The organism is Rhodococcus sp. FW305-130 (assembly GCF_058788335.1).
The window spans coordinates 351,527-372,257 of sequence record NZ_JBYTAP010000008.1; the positions used below are offsets into that span (position 1 = coordinate 351,527).

Below are 20,731 nucleotides of genomic sequence, written 5' to 3' on the forward strand. Positions count from 1 at the left end.
CGCCCCCCGGAGGGGGGGGGGGCCCCACTTTTGGTTTGCCCTAGTTGTCCGACCCCAGTTGTGAGCGAACGGCACTCTCGTCGCCTCAGATGCGCCGAAAGGCGCGTTCGCTCAGGGGAGGGTCGCCGTAAATTCAGAGCGCTCGTCGCTGAAGATGCAGCGCCTCGAGGAACTGCGCCGGTAGATCCTGCTCGAGGATTTCGTCATCGGGATGCGGTAGCGCTTTGATTTTCGCGAACTCGTCGTTGAGGCGTTCCATCTTGACGTCGAGGCGGTGTGCCGCGGCAGCAGCCTCGGTGAGTTCGTCGAGGAGCTCGACGGGAACCTCGCGGTTGTACTTGTAATAGATCTTGTGCTCGAGGCTCGCCCAGAAATCCATCGCGATGGTGCGGATCTGGAGTTCGATCGGTACGTGCCGGACGCGGTCACTCATGAAAACCGGGACCTCGACGATCAGGTGCAAGCTCTTGTAGCCGTTGGGTTTCGGATCGGCGATGTAGTCCTCTCGCTCGATCACCCGAAGGTCCGTCTGGCTGGTGAGCATCTCGGCGATCCGGTACGTGTCGGAAATGAAGCTGCAGGTGATGCGCACGCCGGCGATGTCGAAGATGTTCTTCGAGATGTCGTCGATCGTGAGCGGGATGTTCAGGCGTTGAGCCTTACGCAGGATGCTGTCCGGCGACTTGACCCGTGACGTCACGTGTTCGATGGGGCTGTACTGATTGATGTGAGTGAACTCGTCCTTCAGAATGTTCACCTTGGTCATCAGTTCGGAGATTCCGAATTGGTACAACATCATGAAGCGGGAGAACTCGGTCCGCAGTTCGGCGAAATCGGCTCTGCTGACCCCACTGCTGTCTTCCACGTTCGGCACCCTCATCTGTTAGCTGGTGTAACCAGTCTGCCACCGATTGTGCCGTGTCCGGTTTCAGTGGGTGCGCAGTGCGGCGAGCGTCATATCCCGCAGGACGCGACGTGCGCGTGCCGGCGAAGCTGGGTTGGCGCTGTGAGGGGTCGAGTTGATCAGTCCGAAAGTGGCATGCGCTTTGATGCGGGCATCCGCCTGATCGAGCTGGGGATCGAGTTGCTCGAGGACTCCGACCCACACCTCGACGTACTTGCGCTGCGTTTGGCGCACCTGTCGACGCGCGTCAGCCGGCAGGCTTTCGAGGTCGCGGTCCTGGATGCGGATCAGGTCCGGCTCGCCGAGCGCGAAGTCGAGGTGGAACTCCACCAGTGCGTCGAGAGCGGCGCTCGGTGAGTCCGCTGCCTCCGCTGCCGCAGAACCGCCTTCGTGCAGGCGCGTGCTGATGCCGACGAGAAGTTCCACGAGGACGGCATCCTTGTTGGGGAAATGCCGGTACACAGCCGGGCCGCTGATACCGACGGCCGCGCCGAGGTCTTCGAGTCGCACACTCACGAATCCGCGTTCGGCGATCAACCGTGCGGCGGCATCCAAGAGCTGACGACGACGGTCGGCCTTCATCTGATCGCGTCGCGTCGGAGCTGCTACCTGCTCAGAGGTCATTCTCTCGATCTTTCTTCGCTTGTGTTCTGGACAACTCAGTTAATCATAGTTAATCTAGTTTCAGTTATCGAGCATTAACTCATGGCGAAGGCGGCGGGATGACTCCCAGTGGAATCACGCAAGGATCGGGCTACCGGTCCGATCACACCGTTCTGGTGGACGAACTGAAGAAGAAACTGGCGCAAGCAGCGCTGGGTGGCAACGAGCGCTCTCGCGAGCGCCACGTGAGCAGAGGGAAACTGCTGCCGCGAGATCGCGTCGACTCGCTGCTCGACCAGGGCAGCCCGTTCCTCGAGTTGTCGCCGCTGGCGGCCAACGGCCTGTACGACGACGAGTGCCCCGGCGCCGGCGTCATCACCGGTATCGGCCGTGTGTCGGGCCGGGAGTGCGTCATCGTTGCCAATGACGCAACGGTCAAGGGCGGCACGTACTACCCGATGACGGTGAAGAAGCACCTGCGCGCGCAGGAAGTTGCGCTGCAGAACAACCTTCCCTGCATCTACCTCGTCGACTCCGGCGGCGCCTTCCTGCCGCGCCAGGACGAGGTCTTCCCGGACCGTGAGCACTTCGGCCGGATCTTCTACAACCAGGCGACCATGAGCGCCAAGGGGATTCCCCAGATCGCCGCAGTTCTCGGTTCGTGCACCGCGGGCGGCGCCTACGTGCCCGCGATGAGCGACGAAGCAGTGATCGTCCGCAACCAGGGCACCATCTTCCTCGGCGGCCCGCCGCTGGTGAAGGCAGCCACCGGCGAGATCGTGACGGCGGAAGAGCTCGGCGGCGGCGACCTGCACTCCAAGGTTTCCGGCGTCACCGACCACCTGGCCGAGGACGACCGCGACGCACTTCGGATCGTGCGCAACATCATTGCCACGCTCGGCCCCCGCTCCGAGCGCCCGTGGGACGTCATCTCCACGGTTCCGCCTGTCGCAGATCAAAGCGAACTCTACGACGTCGTCCCGACCGATCCTCGGACTCCGTACGACGTGCACGAGGTGATCACCAAGCTCGTCGACGGTGGCGCGTTCCAGGAGTTCAAGGCTGAGTACGGCAAGACGCTCGTCACCGGTTTCGCCCACATCGAGGGCCACCCGGTCGGCATCATCGCCAACAACGGCGTTCTCTTCGGCGAATCCGCCATGAAGGGAGCACATTTCATCGAACTGTGCGACAAGCGCAGTGTGCCGCTGCTGTTCCTGCAGAACATCGCAGGCTTCATGGTGGGACGCGACTACGAGGCCGGCGGCATCGCCAAGCACGGCGCCAAGATGGTCACGGCAGTTGCGTGTGCACGGGTCCCCAAGCTGACAGTTGTCATCGGCGGCTCGTACGGCGCCGGCAACTATTCCATGTGTGGACGCGCGTATTCGCCTCGCTTCCTGTGGATGTGGCCGAACGCGCGCATCTCGGTCATGGGCGGCGAGCAGGCAGCTTCGGTGCTCTCGACGGTTCGTAGCGAGCAGCTCGACAGCGCGGGCAATCCGTGGTCGGCCGAGGACGAAGAGTCCTTCAAGGCGCCGATCCGTGAGCAGTACGAGGCTCAGGGCAATCCGTACTACTCCACTGCGCGGCTGTGGGATGACGGTGTCATCGATCCCGCAGATACCAGAACTGTTCTCGGCCTGGCCCTTTCGGTGTGCGCAAACGCACCGATCGAGCCGGTCTCCTACGGCGTCTTCCGGATGTGAGCGAAATGACTGAGTTGCGCACTATCGATACTGTTCTCGTGGCCAACCGCGGTGAGATCGCGGTTCGCGTGATCCGCACGTTGCGTGAGTTGGGAATTCGCAGTGTCGCCGTCTACAGCGACGCCGATGCGAATGCTCGCCACGTCCGCGAGGCCGACACTGCCGTCAACATCGGACCGGCCGCGGCGCGTGAAAGCTACCTCGTCATCGACAAGGTGATCGACGCTGCCAAGTCCACCGGTGCTCAGGGTATTCACCCCGGTTACGGCTTCCTGTCGGAGAACTCGGCGTTCTCGGCTGCCTGCGCGGCCGCCGGAATCGCCTTCCTCGGCCCCTCCGAGCGGGCTATCGAGGTGATGGGCGACAAGATCACCGCGAAGAACGCGGTTGCCGCGTTCGACGTGCCGGTGGTCCCGGGTATCGCTCGCCCGAATCTGACCGACGAAGAACTGATCGCAGCGGCCGAGGACATCGGCTACCCGGTGTTGGTCAAGCCTTCGGCAGGCGGCGGTGGCAAGGGAATGCGTCTGGTCGAGGATCCGGCCAATCTGGCCGAGGCTCTTCGCAGTGCCCGCCGTGAGGCCGCGTCGTCGTTCGGCGACGACACCCTGTTCCTCGAGCGATTCGTCCTGCGGCCCCGGCACATCGAGGTCCAGGTTCTCGCCGACCAGCACGGCAACGTCGTTCACCTGGGTGAGCGCGAATGCAGCCTGCAGCGGCGTCACCAGAAGGTCATCGAAGAGGCTCCGTCGCCGCTGCTCGATCAGGTGACCCGTGACCGGATCGGCGCGGCAGCCTGCAACACCGCTCGAAGCGTCGATTACACCGGCGCCGGCACTGTCGAGTTCATCGTCTCCGCCGACAAGCCGGACGAGTTCTTCTTCATGGAGATGAACACCCGCCTGCAGGTCGAGCACCCCGTCACCGAAATGGTGACCGGACTGGATCTGGTCGAATGGCAGGTTCGTGTGGCAGCAGGGGAGAAGTTGGCCTTCTCCCAAAGCGACATCACACTGACCGGGCACGCTATCGAAGCTCGTGTTTACGCGGAGGATCCGGGCCGTGGGTTCCTGCCGACCGGCGGCCGCGTCGTCGATCTGGTCGAGCCGTCAGGTTCCGGCGTGCGCGTCGATTCCGGACTGCTCGCAGGCACCGTCGTCGGCAGTGACTACGACCCGATGCTCAGCAAAGTCATCGCCCATGCTCCCGACCGCGCAGGCGCACTGCGCAAACTCGATCGCGCACTCGGTGACACCGCAGTGCTCGGAGTCGTGACCAACATCGAGTTCGCACGATTCCTCCTCGCTGATCCGGATGTGATCGCGGGCAACCTCGACACCGGTCTGCTCGATCGTCGCGTCGAAGACTTTGTCGCAGCCGACGCCTCCGACGAGGTTCTCATTGCTGCCGCGGCGTATCGCTGGCTCTCGCGATGGACAACTTCGGAATCCGTTGATCCCTGGGACGTCCCGAGTGGGTGGCGCGTCGGAACTCCCGCTCCGACCAGCATCAGGCTCGCCGCCGGCACCCGAACGTCGCACGTTGCGATCGTCGGCGTTCCCGCGGATGCAAAGGTCGAGGTCGAAGGTTCACAGTCGCGCGCATTCAGCGCGACCCTGACGGGATCCGAACTGGCGGTAGTCATCGACGGACGCCGACGCACGTTTGTCGTCGCCGAGACCGATGGTGGTCTGTGGCTGGCAGGCGGCGGAACCTGGCACGTGCGCGAGGTTGCCGAAGTCAGCGTTCGCGGTGAGGACAAGCACGCCGGTGACGCCGAAATCGCCAGCCCCATGCCCGGTGCCGTCATCGCAGTCAACGTCGAGAACGGCGCGGCAGTGAGCGCGGGACAACCACTCGTCGTGGTCGAGGCCATGAAGATGGAGCACTCCTTGACATCCCCGATCGACGGGATCGTGGAAGTGCTTGTCCGTCAGGGCGATCAGGTGATGGTGGATCAGGTTCTGGCCCGCGTGGTACCTGTCACGGACGAAGAGACTGCAGAAGTAAAGACCGAGAACACGACGCAGAAGGAAGACGCCTGATGTCCGATTACCTTGCCACCGGAGCGCTTCCGGACGAATACCAGCAGCTCGCCAAGACGGTTGCGGACTTCGCGAAGACCGTAGTGGCACCGGTTGCTGCCGAGCACGACGCCAACCACACCTTCCCGTACGAGGTAGTGGCCGGGATGGCCGACATGGGACTGTTCGGCCTGCCGTTTCCCGAGGAGTACGGCGGAATGGGCGGCGACTACTTCGCACTCTGCCTGGCGCTCGAAGAGCTGGGCAAGGTCGACCAGAGCGTCGCGATCACTCTCGAAGCTGGTGTGTCCCTTGGTGCCATGCCGATCTACCGTTTCGGTAACGAGGCACAGAAGCAGGAGTGGCTTCCGCAGCTCACCAGCGGCAAGTCGTTGGCTGCCTTCGGCCTGACCGAACCCGGTGCGGGTAGCGACGCCGGCGGCACCAAGACCACCGCGAAGTTCGACAGCGGTGAGTGGATCATCAACGGCAACAAGCAGTTCATCACCAACTCGGGCACCGACATCACCAAGCTCGTGACGGTCACCGCGGTCACGGGTGTCAAGGACGGCGGCAAGAAGGAGATCTCGACGATCCTCGTGCCGACCACGACGCCCGGCTTCACGGCCGAACCGGCGTACAACAAAGTCGGTTGGAACGCATCGGACACCCATCCGCTCACGTTCGCCGATGTTCGTGTCCCCGAAGAGAATCTGCTCGGTGAGCGCGGCCGCGGCTACGCGAACTTCCTGCGCATCCTCGACGAAGGCCGCATCGCCATCTCCGCGTTGAGCGTCGGTGCCGCCCAGGGCTGCGTCGACGAGTCGATCAAGTACGCCAAGGAGCGCGAGGCGTTCGGTCGCCCCATCGGACACAACCAGGCCATCGCGTTCAAGATCGCGCGTATGGAGGCTCGTGCCCACGTCGCGCGTACCGCGTACTACGACGCGGCCGCACTCATGTTGTCGGGCAAGCCGTTCAAGAAGCAGGCGTCTATCGCCAAGCTGATTTCCTCCGAAGCTGCCATGGACAACGCCCGTGACGCCACGCAGATCCACGGCGGATACGGCTTCATGAACGAGTACGCCGTCGCGCGCCACTACCGTGACAGCAAGATCCTCGAAATTGGTGAGGGAACGACCGAGGTGCAGTTGATGCTCATCGCTCGTGAGGCAGGGCTGTGACGAACCCCAAGAAGATCACTCAGCGCGGGCTCTGGTTCGAGGAGTTCGAGGTCGGCGCGATCTACGAGCATCGCCCAGGCCGGACGGTGACCGAGGCTGACAACGTCCTGTTCACGACTTTGACCATGAACACGCAGGCGTTGCATCTCGATGCCGCGTACAGCGAGGACACTCAATTTGGTGTGCGGCTGGTCAATTCGATGTTCACCCTGTCGACCATCGTCGGCCTGTCCGTCGCGCAGTTGACGCAGGGCACCATCGTGGCGAACCTCGGTTTCTCCGAGATCAGCTTCCCGAAGCCGCTCTTTCACGGCGACACCTTGTATGCCGAGACGCTCATCGCGGACAAGCGCGAGTCGAAGAGCCGTCCAGGTGAAGGCATCGTGACGCTCGTGCACACCGGGCGTAACCAGCACGGTGACGTCGTCGCACTGGCCACGCGCAAGACACTGGTGCAACTGCGTCCGGCAGAGGTGTCCTCATGACGTGGACACCGCCGGGGCCGGCGTGGTTGTTCTGCCCGGCGGATCGTCCCGAGCGCTATGCGAAGGCCGCGGCTGTTGCCGACGTCGTGATCCTCGATCTCGAAGACGGTGTGGCTCCGGCCGACAAAGAAGCCGCACGTGCAGCCCTGATCGACACTCCTCTCGATCCGGACCGGACGATTGTGCGCGTCAATCCGGTCGGTACGCCTGATCACGAACTCGATCTGATCGCGCTGGACGGCACACACTATTCGCGTCTCATGCTGTCCAAGTGCGAATCGGCCGAGGACGTCCTCTCGCTCGCACCGGCGGACGTGGTTGCACTCGTCGAGTCCCCGCGAGGAGCCCTCGCCGTGGCCGACATCGCGCTTGCTGCGAACGCCATCGGTGTCATGTGGGGAGCCGAGGATCTTGTGGCCGGTCTCGGCGGTAACTCGAGCAGGCACCCGAACGGTTCGTACCGCGACGTTGCCAAGCACGTCCGATCGACGTCTCTCCTGGCTGCGAAGAGCTACGGCCGGTTGGCTGTCGATTCCGTTTATCTCGACATCAAGGACCTCGTCGGCCTGGGCGTCGAGTCCGCTGATGCTGTCGCAGTCGGCTTCGACGTGAAGGTTGCGATCCACCCGAGTCAGGTCGAGGTCATCCGTGGTGCCTTCGCACCTTCGGAAAAAGAGATCGACTGGGCCACACGAGTGCTTGCCGCGGTGTCTACTGAACGTGGTGTGTTCGCGTTCGAGGGCAAGATGGTCGACGCTCCCGTTCTTCGTCACGCCGAGAAGCTTCTTCACCGAGCCGGAATCTTTCAGCAGAAGGAGAACTAACGGATGAGCAAAGTCGTGAATACGGCAGCTGAGGCAGTTGCCGACATCGCGAGCGGATCCAGGCTCGCAGTGGGCGGCTTCGGGCTGTGCGGTATTCCCGACGCACTGATCGCGGCGATCGCCGACGGCGACGCCACCGATCTCGAGGTGTTCTCCAACAACTGCGGTGTCGACGACTACGGTCTCGGCATTCTGCTCGGCGCGCACCGGATCGCCAGGGTGACGGCGTCGTACGTGGGGGAGAACAAGGAGTTCGCCCGCCAGTATCTCGCCGGTGAGCTCGAAGTGGAGTTGACGCCGCAGGGGACGCTGGCCGAGCGGCTGCGAGCTGGCGGTACCGGCATCCCGGCGTTCTACACTCCGGCCGGCGTCGGCACACCGATCGCCGAGGGCGGCTTGCCGTGGCGATACAACCCGGACGGTTCGATCGCCGTGGCGTCGCCACCGAAGGCGACGGCAGTGTTCGGTGGCCGCACGTATGTATTGGAAGAGGCGATCACCGCTGACTTCGCGCTCGTGCACGCGGACTACGGCGACACCGAAGGAAATCTCGTCTTCAACAAGACGGCGATGAACTTCAACCCGCTTGCTGCCATGGCCGGCCGGATCACCATCGCGCAGGTGGAGAACCTCGTCGAGCCGGGCGACATCGACCCCGCACACGTGCACCTACCTGGTGTGTTCGTCGCGCGGGTCGTGCACACAGGCCCACAGGAGAAGCGGATCGAGAAGCGGACCGTCTCAGGGGGTACCAAGTGAGCAGCGCAGAGGAAACTCGTATCGGTTGGACCCGCCACGAGATGGCCGCTCGCGCTGCTGCCGAGATGCGGCCGGGTGAGTACGTCAACCTCGGTATCGGCCTGCCGACGCTGATCCCCAGTTACTTGCCCGAGGGTGTCAAGGTGGTCCTGCACAGCGAGAACGGCATCCTCGGTACCGGACCGTATCCGACTGATGATCAGGTCGATGCCGACCTCATCAATGCAGGTAAAGAAACCGTCACTGTCAATCCTGGTGCCGCGTTCTTCGACTCGGCCCTCTCGTTCGGGATGATCCGCGGCGGCCACATCGACACCGCGGTGCTCGGCGGGATGCAGGTGTCGAAGACGGGTGACCTCGCCAACTGGATGGTCCCCGGCAAGATGGTCAAGGGCATGGGCGGGGCGATGGACCTGGTCCACGGTGCCCGCCGCGTCATCGTCGTGATGGAGCACACCGATCGCGACGGAAACCCCAAGATCGTCGAGGCATGCACCCTGCCGCTTACCGGGCAGGGCGTCGTCAACCGGATCATCACCGACCTCGCGGTGCTGGACGTCACCGCGGACGGGCTGGAGCTTGTGGAGCTGGCTCCAGGTGTCACCAGTGAACACCTGAAGAGTGTGACTGGTGTGGGTTTTTCCTGAAGCTTCGTACCTTCAATCGAAAGAACGCGCCGACCGCTGGTCGGCGCGTTCTTTCGTCGGTCTGTCGGCGTGTACCGATAGTCTCGATCAGCGACTGTCGAATCTGGTTCGAGCTCGGGCACCAAGTAGCTGAGGGGCCTGTAAATTGTCCGAGGTGACTGATGTGGATGGGGGTGCAGATCGTCGGCAGCAAATTGATTGTTCCAGGGGTGGAGATGTCGCGCACAGTGTCTGAACCGTGCGTTTCGGCAATGCGATCGGGGGGTAGATGAGCTGGGCGATTTGTAACGAATTGCAGCAAAACCGTCGATACACCGGGGTATGGATTTCTCTTGTCACCTATGTATCGGAGACAATGGGTGGTTCTGGCTCGTCGAGGTTGGATGAGGTCGGTAGCTGCTGCGAATCGGACGTTCGGCTCGCACGGGTGCGCAATGGTGTGGAAGAGAGGCTGTGGGCGTGAATTCGCTGGGTAACGGAGAACTGGGGAGCGGCAAGCCGGAGGTCGGCAGCTCGCCGGAAGACGTTCAGCGATCAGACGCATTCCCACTTTCGGCGGCCCAGCTCGGTATGTGGTTCGCGCAGCACCTTGATCCCGCAGTACCGGTCAACATCGCCCAGTACGTCGAACTCCGTGGTGCTCTGGAGCTTGACGCCCTTCGCCAGGCCTGTGCAGACGCCGGTCGCGAAATCGGGTCGGCCTTCGTGCGGATCTTCGAGATCGATGCCCAGCCGTACCAGATCATCGACCCCACACTCGATGATTCAGTCGGTTACGTCGATCTTCGTAGTGAAGACGACTCGCACGACGCCGCCATGCGGTGGATGCGAGCAGATCGCAGTCGGCCGATCGACATGCTTACGGACCGACTGATCTCTGCCACGATCCTGCGCCTCGGCGAGAACCGCTACTACTGGTACACGCGGGTCCACCACACAATTCTCGACGGTTTCGGTGCGTCGACGTTCGTCACTCGTGTGGCGGAGCTGTACTCGGCGCGCGTGGAGGGCCGGGATCCGGAGCCGAGTGAGGCCTCCGATCTCCGGAACGTCTACGAGGTAGACAACAAGTACCGCCAGTCGAGTCGTTTCGAAACCGATCGCAAGTACTGGGCAGACAAGATCGAGAATCTCGACGAGATCTCGAGCCTCGCGGGTCGAAGTGCCGCGCCGGCTCCAGTCAGTCGGATCGACAGCGCAGCGCTGTCCAACCACGTCGAGGCGCTGCTCGGGCGGTTCCTCGAGCGCATAGAGAAGACCACTGTTGCCGGCACTGTCGTCGCGGCGTTTGCGGCGTACCTCGCTCAGATGACCGGACGAGAGGACGTGTCGCTGAGTCTGCCCGTTTCCGGTCGAACGACAGCCGTGCTGCGTCGATCCGGAGGCATGGTCTCCAACGTCGTGCCGCTGCGCCTGACCGTCACTGCGGACACCACCGTCCAGGAGCTTCTGGACGACGTCAGGAACGAAATGTCCGGCGCACTGCGCCACCAGCGATACCGACACGAGGACATGGTTCGCGGCGGTGACGGGCCGGGCCGGGGCGGATTCTTCGGCCCGTGGATCAACATCATGATGTTTTCCACCGAGTTGGCGTTCGGGCCCCTCGTCGGCGAGCTTCACATCCTGTCCACGGGTTTGATCGAAGACCTCGGTGTCAACCTGTACCAGAGCGTCGGCGATACCCGCACACACATCGACTTCGAGTCGAATCCCAATCTGTATGCGCCCGCGGACGCCCAGCGAAATCACTCGCGGTTCGTGGAGTTTCTCGAGAAGTTCGTCTCGGCCGAAACGAGCCGCAAGGTCTGGGATCTTCCTGTCGCCACCGACGAGGAGCGAAACAAGGTTGCCTTGTGGAACCGCACCGGCTTCCACGTTGCCTCGCAGACCATCACCGAAGCATTCGAGCGTCAGGTCGAGAGAACTCCCGATGCCACCGCTGTCGTTTTCGAAGGCGCCAGCCTCACATACGCCGAATTTGACTCTCGCGCAAATGGTTTGGCTCGTCAACTCATCGCCATGGGTGTTGGGCCCGAATCGCTTGTAGGACTGTCGATCCGCAGGTCTTTGGACTTGATGGTCGGTCTGTACGCGATTGCCAAGGCCGGCGGAGCCTGGGTGCCGGTGGATCCCGACCACCCAGCGGAACGCACGGCCTACATTCTCGAGTCGGCGCAGCCCACGTGTGTTGTGACCACTGCGCGGGACGACGTGGATCTGCCCTCGGGCACACGGGTCATCGAGATCGACACACTGGACTATGGGCAGCTCGACAGCAGGCCGATCGCCAACGCAGATCGCCTGTCTCCCTTGCATTTCTCGAACACCGCGTACGTGATCTACACCTCCGGCTCGACCGGGCGACCCAAGGGTGTCGCGGTCACTCACGCAGCGATCAACAATCAGCTTCAGTGGATGAACGCCGAGTACGGGCTTTCGGCGTCGGACATCTACCTGCAGAAGACCGCTACGACATTCGACGTGTCGCTGTGGGGATTCTTCATGCCGTTGCAGGTCGGCGCCACGCTCGTCGTCGCGACTCCGGACGGTCATCGAGACCCGATCTACGTGGCGAACAAGATCGCGGAGCTCGGCGTCACGATCACCGACTTCGTGCCATCCATGCTCACGCTGTTCACTGCGAATGCACCTGCCGGATCTTGTGATTCGTTGCGCCACGTGTTCGTCATCGGCGAGGCGCTCCCGCCCGAGACGTCTTCCGCCTTCCGCGAACTCTGTGGAGCCGGACTGCACAACCTGTACGGTCCGACCGAAGCCGCGGTGTCGGTCACCTACTACGAGGCCGTGGCCACGGATACTACTTCCGTGCCGATCGGTATGCCGCAGTGGAACACTCAGGCGCACGTACTGGACGGACAACTTCGCCCGACCCCCATCGGGCAGCCGGGTGAGCTCTATCTCGCCGGCGTTCAACTCGCGCGCGGATACGTTGGTCGACCGGACCTGAGCTCGGATCGGTTCGTAGCCAATCCGTACGGCACGGCCGGTGAGCGTATGTACCGGACCGGCGACCTCGTCCGCCGCCGTGAGGACGGAAACCTCGACTACATCGGGCGTACCGACTTCCAAGTGAAGTTCCGTGGGCAGCGCATCGAGCTCGGCGAAATCGAGACCGTCCTCCTGGCACACCCCGACGTTTCCCAGGCTGTTGTCTTGGTGACCGTCACCCCGACCGGTGATCAATTGGTCGGCTACGTCGTGCCGGGCCCGGGCCGAAACATCGATGCTGCGGTGCTCAGTGAATTCGCCGGTCGAAGCCTCCCTTCGTACATGGTTCCGGCCGCGTTGATGGTGCTCGATGCGTTGCCGCTCAACACGAGTGGCAAATTGGATCGTGCCGGGTTGCCCGAGCCGGTGTTCGCGAGTGCGAAGCAGTACCGCGAGCCCCGCACCGAAATCGAGCGGGTTGTCGCTGACGTCTTTGCCGACGTTCTCGGTGTCGAGCGCGTCGGTATCGACGACGACTTCTTCGAACTCGGTGGAAACTCGCTGGTTGCAACACAGTTGGTGACCCGCGTGGGTTCCGCCTTGGGAGTGCAACTCGGCGTTCGAGAGCTTTTCGAGTCCACCACGGTCGCTACCTTGGCGGCCCGCGCCGAGTCTGTGGCGGGTAACGCCAGGCAGCTCACCCCGCTGATCGCCAAGCCTCGTCCCCAGGTTGTCCCGCTCTCGCTTGCACAGCAGCGCATGTGGTTCATCAACCGTCTCGATCCGTCGACGCCCGCGTACAACCTTCCGTTCACGGTCCGGCTCACCGGTTCGGTGGACCCGTCCGCCCTGCATGCCGCGGTGATGGATCTTCTCGAGCGACACGAGTCCTTGCGGACGATCTACCCTGATGTCGACGGAACCGCGCAACAGCTGGTTCTGCCGGTCGACCGGGCCGCGGTGGAGTTGAATCCGGTCAAGATTCGGAATTCGCATCTCGACGCGGCGCTGTTCGACGTGGCGTCTCGCGGCTTCGACGTGACGCTCGAAATCCCGGTACGGGTTGCCCTCTTCGAGGTGTCTCCGACGGACTACGTCCTGGTGATGGTTCTCCATCACATCGCTGCAGACGGACTGTCGTTCCGTCCGCTCGCACGTGACCTTCTCGTCGCATACTCGGCGCGAAGTGAGAAGTCTGCGCCGGCGTGGACGCCGCTGCCGATTCAGTATGCCGATTACGCCCTGTGGCAGCGCGAAGCACTGGGATCCGACGAAGACCCGCGCTCGGAGTCGTCTCGCCAGATCAACTTCTGGCGCCGGGCACTTGCCGATTTGCCGGATCAGTTGGATCTGCCGACCGACCGACCTCGTCCTGCCATCGCGTCCAATCACGGTGCCAAGCACCATTTTCAGATCAGCGAACGCACGACGCGCAAGTTGAACGAGTTGGCGCGCTCGAGGAGCGTCTCGCTGTTCATGGTGTTGCAGGCGGCATATGCAACGCTGTTGAGCCGGCTCAGTGGTACCTCCGACATCGCGATCGGTGCCCCGATCGGCGGGCGAGGCGATCAAGCGCTCAACGACGTGATCGGCATGTTCGTGAACACCCTGGTGCTTCGCACCGAGGTCGATCCGAACGAACGATTCGAAGAGTTGCTCGCTCGGGTAAGGGAATCGGGCTTGTCTGCCTACGGGCATGCCGATGTGCCGTTCGAGCGGTTGGTCGAAGTCCTGAGTCCGGCGCGTTCGCAGGCTCGTCACCCGCTGTTCCAGGTTGCGCTCACTGCGGAGATCAGTGGACGACGCGAACTGGAATTCTCAGGTGTCAAAGCAGTTGCAGCTGAATTGGAAGTACCGGTCGCCAAATTCGATCTCGAACTCATGGTGTCCGAGAATCCCGAAGGAACCGAAGACGCGGATGTCTTGAGTGCCACCTTCACCTACGCCACGGACTTGTTCGATCCGGCCACGGTGAACACTTTCGCTACTCGGTTCGTGCGCATTCTCGATGCCGTGGCTACCCGACCTGAAACGATCGTCGGCGATATCGACCTGCTCTCACGCTCCGAGCGCACCGATCTGACGGTCGTAGCCGCGGATGACACGATGCCCCGGCAGAGTCTCGTCGACATCTTCCTGTCCGGCACGGCTGAGGCGGATTCGGTTGCTGTTCGCTTCGAGGGTCGATCGATCACCTACCGCGAGCTCGATGAGCAGTCGTCGAAGCTCGCACGGGTTCTGATCGGACGGGGCGCCGGCCCCGAGACCATTGTTGCTCTCGCCTTTCCTCGCTCGTACGAGATGGTCTGTGCAGTATGGGCGGTGGCGAAGTCAGGGGCGGCATACGTCCCAGTCGACCCGAGCTATCCGGAAGATCGTGTCCGGCACATGCTGGCCGATTCTTCGGCCGCGATCGGACTCACGTCGGGACAGTTCGTAGATCAGCTTCCTGCGGTCACAGAATGGTTGGTCTTTGACGGCCAGGCGCTGAACGGAGAACTGTCGACGCAATCTTCAGCGCCGGTCACGGACGAGGACCGAATCGCTCCGATTCACAGTTCTCACGTTGCATATGTCATTTACACATCCGGTTCCACGGGAAAACCGAAGGGTGTCAGCGTCACTCACGGTGGTCTCCGTGGGGTCAGAGACGCAGCACAGCGTCGCTACGAGGTAGAACAGTCCTCGCGCTTCCTCCATATCTGTTCGCCGAGCTTCGACCCGTCGGTACTCGAATGGATGGTCGCCTTCTCTGCGGGTGCAACTTTGGTGATCGTTCCCTCGACAATTATCGGTGGACACGAGTTGTCGGATCTTCTTCATTCCGAGAAGGTCACACACGCGATCATCACTCCCGCAGTACTCGGGACCATGGAGCCGGCAGAGCTGCCTGAATTGCGAGTCGTCTCCGTCGGCGGTGACGTGACCACTCCCGAGTTGCTGGCGAAATGGGCCCCAGGGCGCGCCTACTTCAATGGGTACGGTCCGACCGAGACCACGATCATCTCGTCGTTCGGCGATCTCGCGATCGGCCGATCGATCGACATCGGGCGTCCCGTCGAGGGCATGTCGGCACTGGTACTCGACGAGCGTCTGCATCCTGTTCCAGTCGGTACCAGGGGAGAGCTCTACTTTGCGGGCGCTGCATTGGCTCGCGGCTACCACGAGCGGCGAGGTCTTTCTGCGGAACGGTTTGTTGCCAACCCGTATTCGCCGGACGGCGAGCGAATGTACCGGACCGGCGATGTCGTGCGCTGGACCGGCGGAGACGCGCGCGGTGACGCGGGGGTCCTCGAATACGTCGGCCGCAGTGACTTCCAGGTCAAGGTTCGCGGATTCCGTATCGAACTCGGTGAGATCGACGCAGTTCTGTCCTCGCACGAGTCTGTGCGCTTCGCGGTGACAGTCGGAAGCGAAGGCGCGGCGGGTGTCACAACCCTCGTTTCCTACGTCGAACTGGCTGACGGGTCGAGTTTCGATCGGGACGTGCTCGCCTCGTTCGTGGCGGAGGCTCTGCCGAGCTACATGGTTCCGTCCGTCATCATGGAACTCGCTGAGGTTCCGTTGACCCCGGTGGGCAAATTGGATCGCCGGGCTTTGCCGGAGCCTGTTTTCGAGGTCCGCGAGTTTCGTGCACCCACCACGCCGGTGGAAGAGATTGTCGCGCAGGTGATTGCGGATGTTCTCGGAGTGGAACGAGTCGGCCTCGACGACGACTTCTTTGAACTCGGTGGCAACTCCCTGGTGGCTACTCAGGTCACCTCCCGATTGGGGCGGGCGCTCGACACGACGGTGCCGGTGCGAACGCTATTCGACGTTTCCACCGTCGAGGCGCTCGCCGCACACATCGAGTCGCACGTAGGTAGCGGCGGGCAGAAGGCGCTCGTCGCACAGGTGCGTCCCGCGGAAATTCCGTTGTCGCTGGCGCAGCAGCGCATGTGGTTCCTGAACCGCTTCGACACCGATTCAGCTGCTTACAACATCACTTTTGCTCTGCACCTGACTGGCCATCTCGATACTGCCGCGATGGAAACTGCGCTCGAGGACGTACTGGCCCGGCATGAAGTGCTCCGAACGGTATATCCGGACGGGGCTTCCGGACCGAAGCAGTCGATTCTGTCGCTTTCGGAGGCGTTCGGTGGACTGACCGTGGAGTCGGTTTCGGATCCGGACGAGCTCGAAAGTCGAGTCGCTGCAATCGGATCCTCAGCGATCGACGTCACTGTCGACGTGCCGATCCGTGTCCGCCTGTTGACGGTCAGCGACACCGAGCACACCCTCGCGATCGTGGTTCATCACATCGCCGCTGACGGTTGGTCGATGGCGCCCCTGGCTCGCGATGTCATGATTGCCTACTCGGCACGCAAGGATGGGACCGCGCCGGCGTGGCAGCCGTTGACTGTGCAGTACGCCGACTATTCGTTGTGGCAGCGTGAGGTTCTGGGGTCGGAAGACGACTCGGAATCACTGATCTCGCAGCAGATCTCGTACTGGACCGAGACTCTGGCAGACCTACCGGATGTGATCGAGCTTCCGTCGGGCCGGTCTCGGCCTGATGTGGCGTCGATGCGCGGCGAGCGATTCGCGTTCGAGATCTCCGGGGATGTGCACCGTCGATTGGACGCGCTGGCACGGGAGAACAACGCGACGCTCTTCATGGCGTTGCACTCGGCGCTTGCCGTTCTGATGGCCCGACTGAGCGGAACCTCGGACATCGCCGTGGGCACTCCCGTTGCCGGTCGTGGCGACGAGGCGCTCGACGATCTCGTCGGCATGTTCGTCAACACGCTTGTTCTGCGGACCGAGGTCGACCCGGCCCAGGCATTCACGGATCTGCTGGCTGCGGCGAGTGATTCTGCGCTCGGAGCGTTCGCTCACTCGGACGTGCCCTTCGAGCGGTTGGTGGACGTCTTGGCTCCCGCCCGGTCGCAGGCCAGACATCCGCTGTTCCAGGTCGTGCTGTCCTTGCAGAATCTCGCGCAAACGGCATTGGAACTGCCGGGACTGGCGATCAAGGCCGCCGAAATCGACACGACCACTGCCAAGTTCGACCTCGAACTCGCAGTAACCGAGTCGATCGGCGAAGACGGGATCCAGCAAGGGCTCTCGGCCGAATTCACGTTTGCTGCAGATCTGTTCGACGTTTCGACGGTCGAAGGGTTTGCTCGGCGTCTGGTTCGTATCCTCGAGACTGTCGTGTCGGTTCCTTCGATTGTCGTCGGTGACATCGATATTCTCGATGCGGCCGAGCGGGGTGTGCTGGCCGATGTTCATGGAGGTCAGTCGGTCTCGGGAACCCTGGTCGAGATTCTCACAGCGGCGGCCGCTTTGGATCCGTCGGCGGATGCGATTCGCTTCGACGGTCAGTCGATCAGCTACCTCGAACTCGACGAGCGGTCGTCGCAACTCGCTCGTGTTCTGATTGCGAAGGGCGTCGGGCCGGAGGATCGGGTCGCGATCGCGATTCCGCGTTCGGCCGATTCGGTTCTCGCTCTGTGGGCGGTGGCGAAAACGGGTGCTGCGTTCGTACCAGTCGACCCGACGTATCCGGTTGACCGTATCGCCCATATGATCTCCGATTCCGGTGCGGTGCTGGGTCTTGCGCTCAGTGACGTCGAGGCAGGATTGCCGTCGGCGTTGACGTGGGTTGTTCTCGACGACGAGAAGACAGTGGCGGCGTGCGCGGCAGAATCCTGCGCGCCGGTGAGTGATTCGGATCGACGTAGTGCGATCGACGAGCGGCAGCCTGCGTACGTCATCTACACGTCCGGCACCACAGGTCTGCCCAAGGGCGTTGTGGTCACCAACGCCGGTGTGGCGAATTTCTGTGCCGAGCAGGTCGAGCGCTATGCGCTGACCGCGGATGCTCGGACGCTGCATTTTGCCTCGCCGAGTTTCGATGCGTCTGTCCTCGAGTTGCTGATGGCATTCGGCTCCGCGTCGACGATGGTGATTGCGCCGACGACGGTGTACGGCGGTGCGGAACTGGCCGAGATCTTGCGTTCGGAGGGCGTGACGCATGCGTTCGTGACGCCCGCTGCGCTGGCATCAGTGGATCCGAGCGGGCTTGACGCGTTGCGGGTGGTTGTCGTCGGTGGCGAAGCCAGTTCGCGGTCTCTCGTTGCCAAGTGGGCGGTGCCGCTTCCGGATGGCGGTGTGCGTGGATTCTTCAATGCGTACGGTCCGACGGAGTCGACGGTCGCCTCGAACATCAGCGATACGCTGACCGCGTTTGATCGCATGAACATCGGCGGCCCGATTCGGGGTATGGCCGCGCGGATCTTGGACGGCCGCTTGCAGCCTGTGCCGGTTGGTGTCGCAGGTGAGTTGTACGTGTCGGGTGTTCAGGTCGCTCGTGGATACCTGGGACAGCCGGCATTGACGGCGGGTCGTTTTGTCGCAGACCCGTTCGGGGCGCCGGGTGAGCGGTTGTACCGCACGGGTGACGTGGTCCGGTGGATCGACGGTGGCGCAGTGGAGTACGTGGGCCGCAGTGACTTCCAGGTCAAGATCCGTGGGTTCCGTATCGAACTCGGCGAGATCGAGGCCGCGCTGACCCGTTGCGCGGGCGTTGCGCAAGCTGTTGCTCTTGTTCGCTCCGACGATCACTTCGGAGATCGTCTCGTTGCATACGTGGTGCCACAGGCCGGCGCCGAGGTGGATCCCGCACAGGTCGTCGAGTCGGTGTCGACGTTCCTGACCGGCTACATGGTCCCCGACTCGGTACTGGTACTCGATTCGATTCCGTTGACCACCGCGGGCAAGACGGACATCAAAGCTCTGCCATCGCCCGTGTTCGAGTCGAAGGTGTATCAGGCGCCGATCACGACCGTCGAAGAGACTGTCGCGCAGGTGTTCTCCGAAGTTCTCGGAGTCGCACAGGTTGGCCGCGACGACGACTTCTTCGAGCTCGGAGGCAACTCGCTGATCGCGACCCGTGTCGCCGCACGGCTGGGGGAGGCGCTTGACACAAGCGTTCCGGTTCGTGCGCTCTTCGAAGCGTCGACCGTGCAGTCACTCGCCCTCCGGCTCGAGCTGCACGCCGGTTCGGGTGCCACGGCCCCACTGATCCCGCAGTCCCGGCCCGCTCGGATCCCGCTTTCGTTGGCGCAGCAGCGCATGTGGTTCCTGAACAGGTTCGAACCCGCGTCGGCAGTGAACAACGTTCCGGCGGCGATCAGGATTTCGGGCGCCCTCGATGTGGCAGCTCTCAACGCTGCCGTGATCGATGTCGTGGGCCGACACGAATCACTGCGGACGCTGTATCCGGACGTCGACGGCGTCGGGTACCAGGAAATCCGTGACGCTCGAGACGTTGTTGTCGATCTCAGCCCCGTGTCGATCACGGAAGATCGCCTGGCTGCAGGCGTCGCAGAGCTGGCGACGGTCGGCTTCGACGTGACGTCTGAAGTCCCGTTGCGCGCCAAGCTCTTCAAAGTCGGCGACAGCGAATACGTCCTGGTGTTCGTGGTGCATCACATCTCGACCGACGGTTTCTCGATGGGCCCGTTGACCCGCGACGTGATGGTTGCCTACGAAGCACGTACACGAGCGTCCGTGCCGGCTTGGACGCCGTTGCCGGTGCAGTACGCCGATTACTCGTTGTGGCAGCGTGAGGTTCTCGGGTCCGAGGAGGATCCGCAGTCCGTGATCGCGAAGCAGATTGCGTTCTGGTCGGGTGCGTTGGCTGATCTTCCGGAGCAGTTGGATCTGCCTGGTGATCGTCCGCGTCCCGAGGTCGCTTCAGGGCGCGGAGCCGAGGTCGAGTTCGATATCGACGCCACTCTGCACGGAGCTGTCAATTCGATTGCGCACAGCAGTAACTCGACACCGTTCATGGTTGTTCACGCAGCGCTCGCCATCGTACTTTCTCGTTTGTCCGCAACGACCGACATCGCGATCGGTACACCGATCGCGGGTCGCGGTGAGGCGCAGCTCGACGATCTGATCGGTATGTTCGTCAACACTTTGGTGTTGCGTACCGAGGTTGATCCGTCGATGTCATTCACGGATCTGTTGGCTTCGGCGCGTGAAGTGGATCTGCAGGCGTTCGCGCATGCGGATGTTCCGTTCGAGCGTGTGGTGGAGGTTCTCGATCCGGTTCGTTCGCAGGCTCGTCATCCGCTGTTTCAGGTGGCGTTGACGTTCCAGAACCACGAACAGACAACGCTCGAACTGGGCGACCTCGAAGTGTCGATCGAAAGTGCCGATCTTGCGTTGGCGAAATTCGACCTCCAGTTGACCCTGACCGAACGAACCGACGAGGCCGGCGCACCCGCCGGAATGTCCGCCTCTTTGACGTATGCGACGGATCTGTTCGACGAGTCGACCGTTGTGGAATTCGGTGATCGGCTGGTACGGACCTTCCGTGCGGTGACTGCTGATCCCACCGTAGCGGTGGGTGACGTTGACATCTTGGTCGATGGTGAACGAAACCTGCTGTCCCGCTTCAGTGCTGGCCAGATCGATCGTGGTGTGGATTCGACGTTGTCGGCGTGGTTCGATGATGCTGCTGCGCGGTTTGGTGATCGGGTTGCGGTGCGGTTCGGTGGCGAGTCGTTGTCGTATGCGGAGTTGTCGGTTCGGTCGAATCGGTTGGCGCGCAGGTTGATTGCTCAGGGTTGTGGTCCGGAGTCGTTG

10 protein-coding genes are annotated in these 20,731 nt (G+C 62.7%); 8 read left to right on the top strand and 2 right to left on the bottom strand.

The features are described from left to right. Positions 1–133: 133 nt before the first annotated feature. Positions 134–880 carry a GTP pyrophosphokinase gene (locus AC3WQS_RS25300; protein ID WP_019744227.1) on the bottom strand — a complete coding sequence of 249 codons (747 nt, stop codon included), beginning with the start codon at positions 878–880 and terminating at the stop codon, positions 134–136. 48 nt (positions 881–928) lie between these two features. After that, positions 929–1,528, bottom strand: a complete 600-nt coding sequence (locus AC3WQS_RS25305) for an SACE_7040 family transcriptional regulator (RefSeq protein WP_003941968.1) — start codon at positions 1,526–1,528, stop codon at positions 929–931. Between the two features lie 98 nt (positions 1,529–1,626). Between AC3WQS_RS25305 and AC3WQS_RS25310 the strand changes: the two genes are divergently transcribed. From AC3WQS_RS25310 to AC3WQS_RS25345, 8 genes are all read left to right on the top strand, one after another. Then, a complete protein-coding gene (locus AC3WQS_RS25310) occupies positions 1,627–3,216 on the top strand; it encodes a carboxyl transferase domain-containing protein (RefSeq protein WP_021334316.1) in 1,590 nt (529 codons plus the stop codon). Positions 3,217–3,221: 5 nt separating this feature from the next. Then, positions 3,222–5,261: an acetyl-CoA carboxylase biotin carboxylase subunit gene (locus AC3WQS_RS25315; protein ID WP_182263015.1), complete on the top strand. Its 2,040-nt coding sequence runs from the start codon at positions 3,222–3,224 to the stop codon at positions 5,259–5,261. After that, positions 5,261–6,424 carry an acyl-CoA dehydrogenase family protein gene (locus AC3WQS_RS25320; RefSeq protein ID WP_007730190.1) on the top strand — a complete coding sequence of 388 codons (1,164 nt, stop codon included), beginning with the start codon at positions 5,261–5,263 and terminating at the stop codon, positions 6,422–6,424. Before AC3WQS_RS25315 ends, AC3WQS_RS25320 begins: the two co-directional genes overlap by 1 nt. Then, positions 6,421–6,909, top strand: a complete 489-nt coding sequence (locus tag AC3WQS_RS25325) for a MaoC family dehydratase (protein WP_003942078.1) — start codon at positions 6,421–6,423, stop codon at positions 6,907–6,909. The genes AC3WQS_RS25320 and AC3WQS_RS25325 overlap by 4 nt, the downstream gene beginning before the upstream one ends. Next, entirely contained in the window at positions 6,906–7,733 is an 828-nt protein-coding gene (locus AC3WQS_RS25330; RefSeq protein WP_020906880.1) for an HpcH/HpaI aldolase/citrate lyase family protein, read from the top strand. The genes AC3WQS_RS25325 and AC3WQS_RS25330 overlap by 4 nt, the downstream gene beginning before the upstream one ends. A 3-nt stretch (positions 7,734–7,736) precedes the next feature. After that, positions 7,737–8,492 (top strand): CoA transferase subunit A, encoded by a 756-nt coding sequence (locus tag AC3WQS_RS25335; protein WP_007730192.1) that lies wholly within the window; start codon positions 7,737–7,739, stop codon positions 8,490–8,492. A 41-nt stretch (positions 8,493–8,533) separates the two neighbouring features. Further along, on the top strand, positions 8,534–9,139 hold the full coding sequence (locus tag AC3WQS_RS25340) for a 3-oxoacid CoA-transferase subunit B (RefSeq protein ID WP_176749024.1): 606 nt from the start codon (positions 8,534–8,536) through the stop codon (positions 9,137–9,139). Between the two features lie 459 nt (positions 9,140–9,598). Beyond that, a partial coding sequence (locus AC3WQS_RS25345) for an amino acid adenylation domain-containing protein (RefSeq protein WP_492712453.1) occupies positions 9,599–20,731 on the top strand: 11,133 nt, incomplete at its 3' end.

Bases quoted from the DNA above. Each gene is read 5' to 3' on its own strand.
- AC3WQS_RS25300 (WP_019744227.1), bottom strand. From the start codon at position 880: ATGAGGGTGCCGAACGTGGAAGACAGCAGTGGGGTCAGCAGAGCCGAT.
- AC3WQS_RS25305 (WP_003941968.1), bottom strand. From the start codon at position 1,528: ATGACCTCTGAGCAGGTAGCAGCTCCGACGCGACGCGATCAGATGAAG.
- AC3WQS_RS25310 (WP_021334316.1), top strand. From the start codon at position 1,627: ATGACTCCCAGTGGAATCACGCAAGGATCGGGCTACCGGTCCGATCAC.
- AC3WQS_RS25315 (WP_182263015.1), top strand. From the start codon at position 3,222: ATGACTGAGTTGCGCACTATCGATACTGTTCTCGTGGCCAACCGCGGT.
- AC3WQS_RS25320 (WP_007730190.1), top strand. From the start codon at position 5,261: ATGTCCGATTACCTTGCCACCGGAGCGCTTCCGGACGAATACCAGCAG.
- AC3WQS_RS25330 (WP_020906880.1), top strand. From the start codon at position 6,906: ATGACGTGGACACCGCCGGGGCCGGCGTGGTTGTTCTGCCCGGCGGAT.
- AC3WQS_RS25335 (WP_007730192.1), top strand. From the start codon at position 7,737: ATGAGCAAAGTCGTGAATACGGCAGCTGAGGCAGTTGCCGACATCGCG.
- AC3WQS_RS25340 (WP_176749024.1), top strand. From the start codon at position 8,534: ATGGCCGCTCGCGCTGCTGCCGAGATGCGGCCGGGTGAGTACGTCAAC.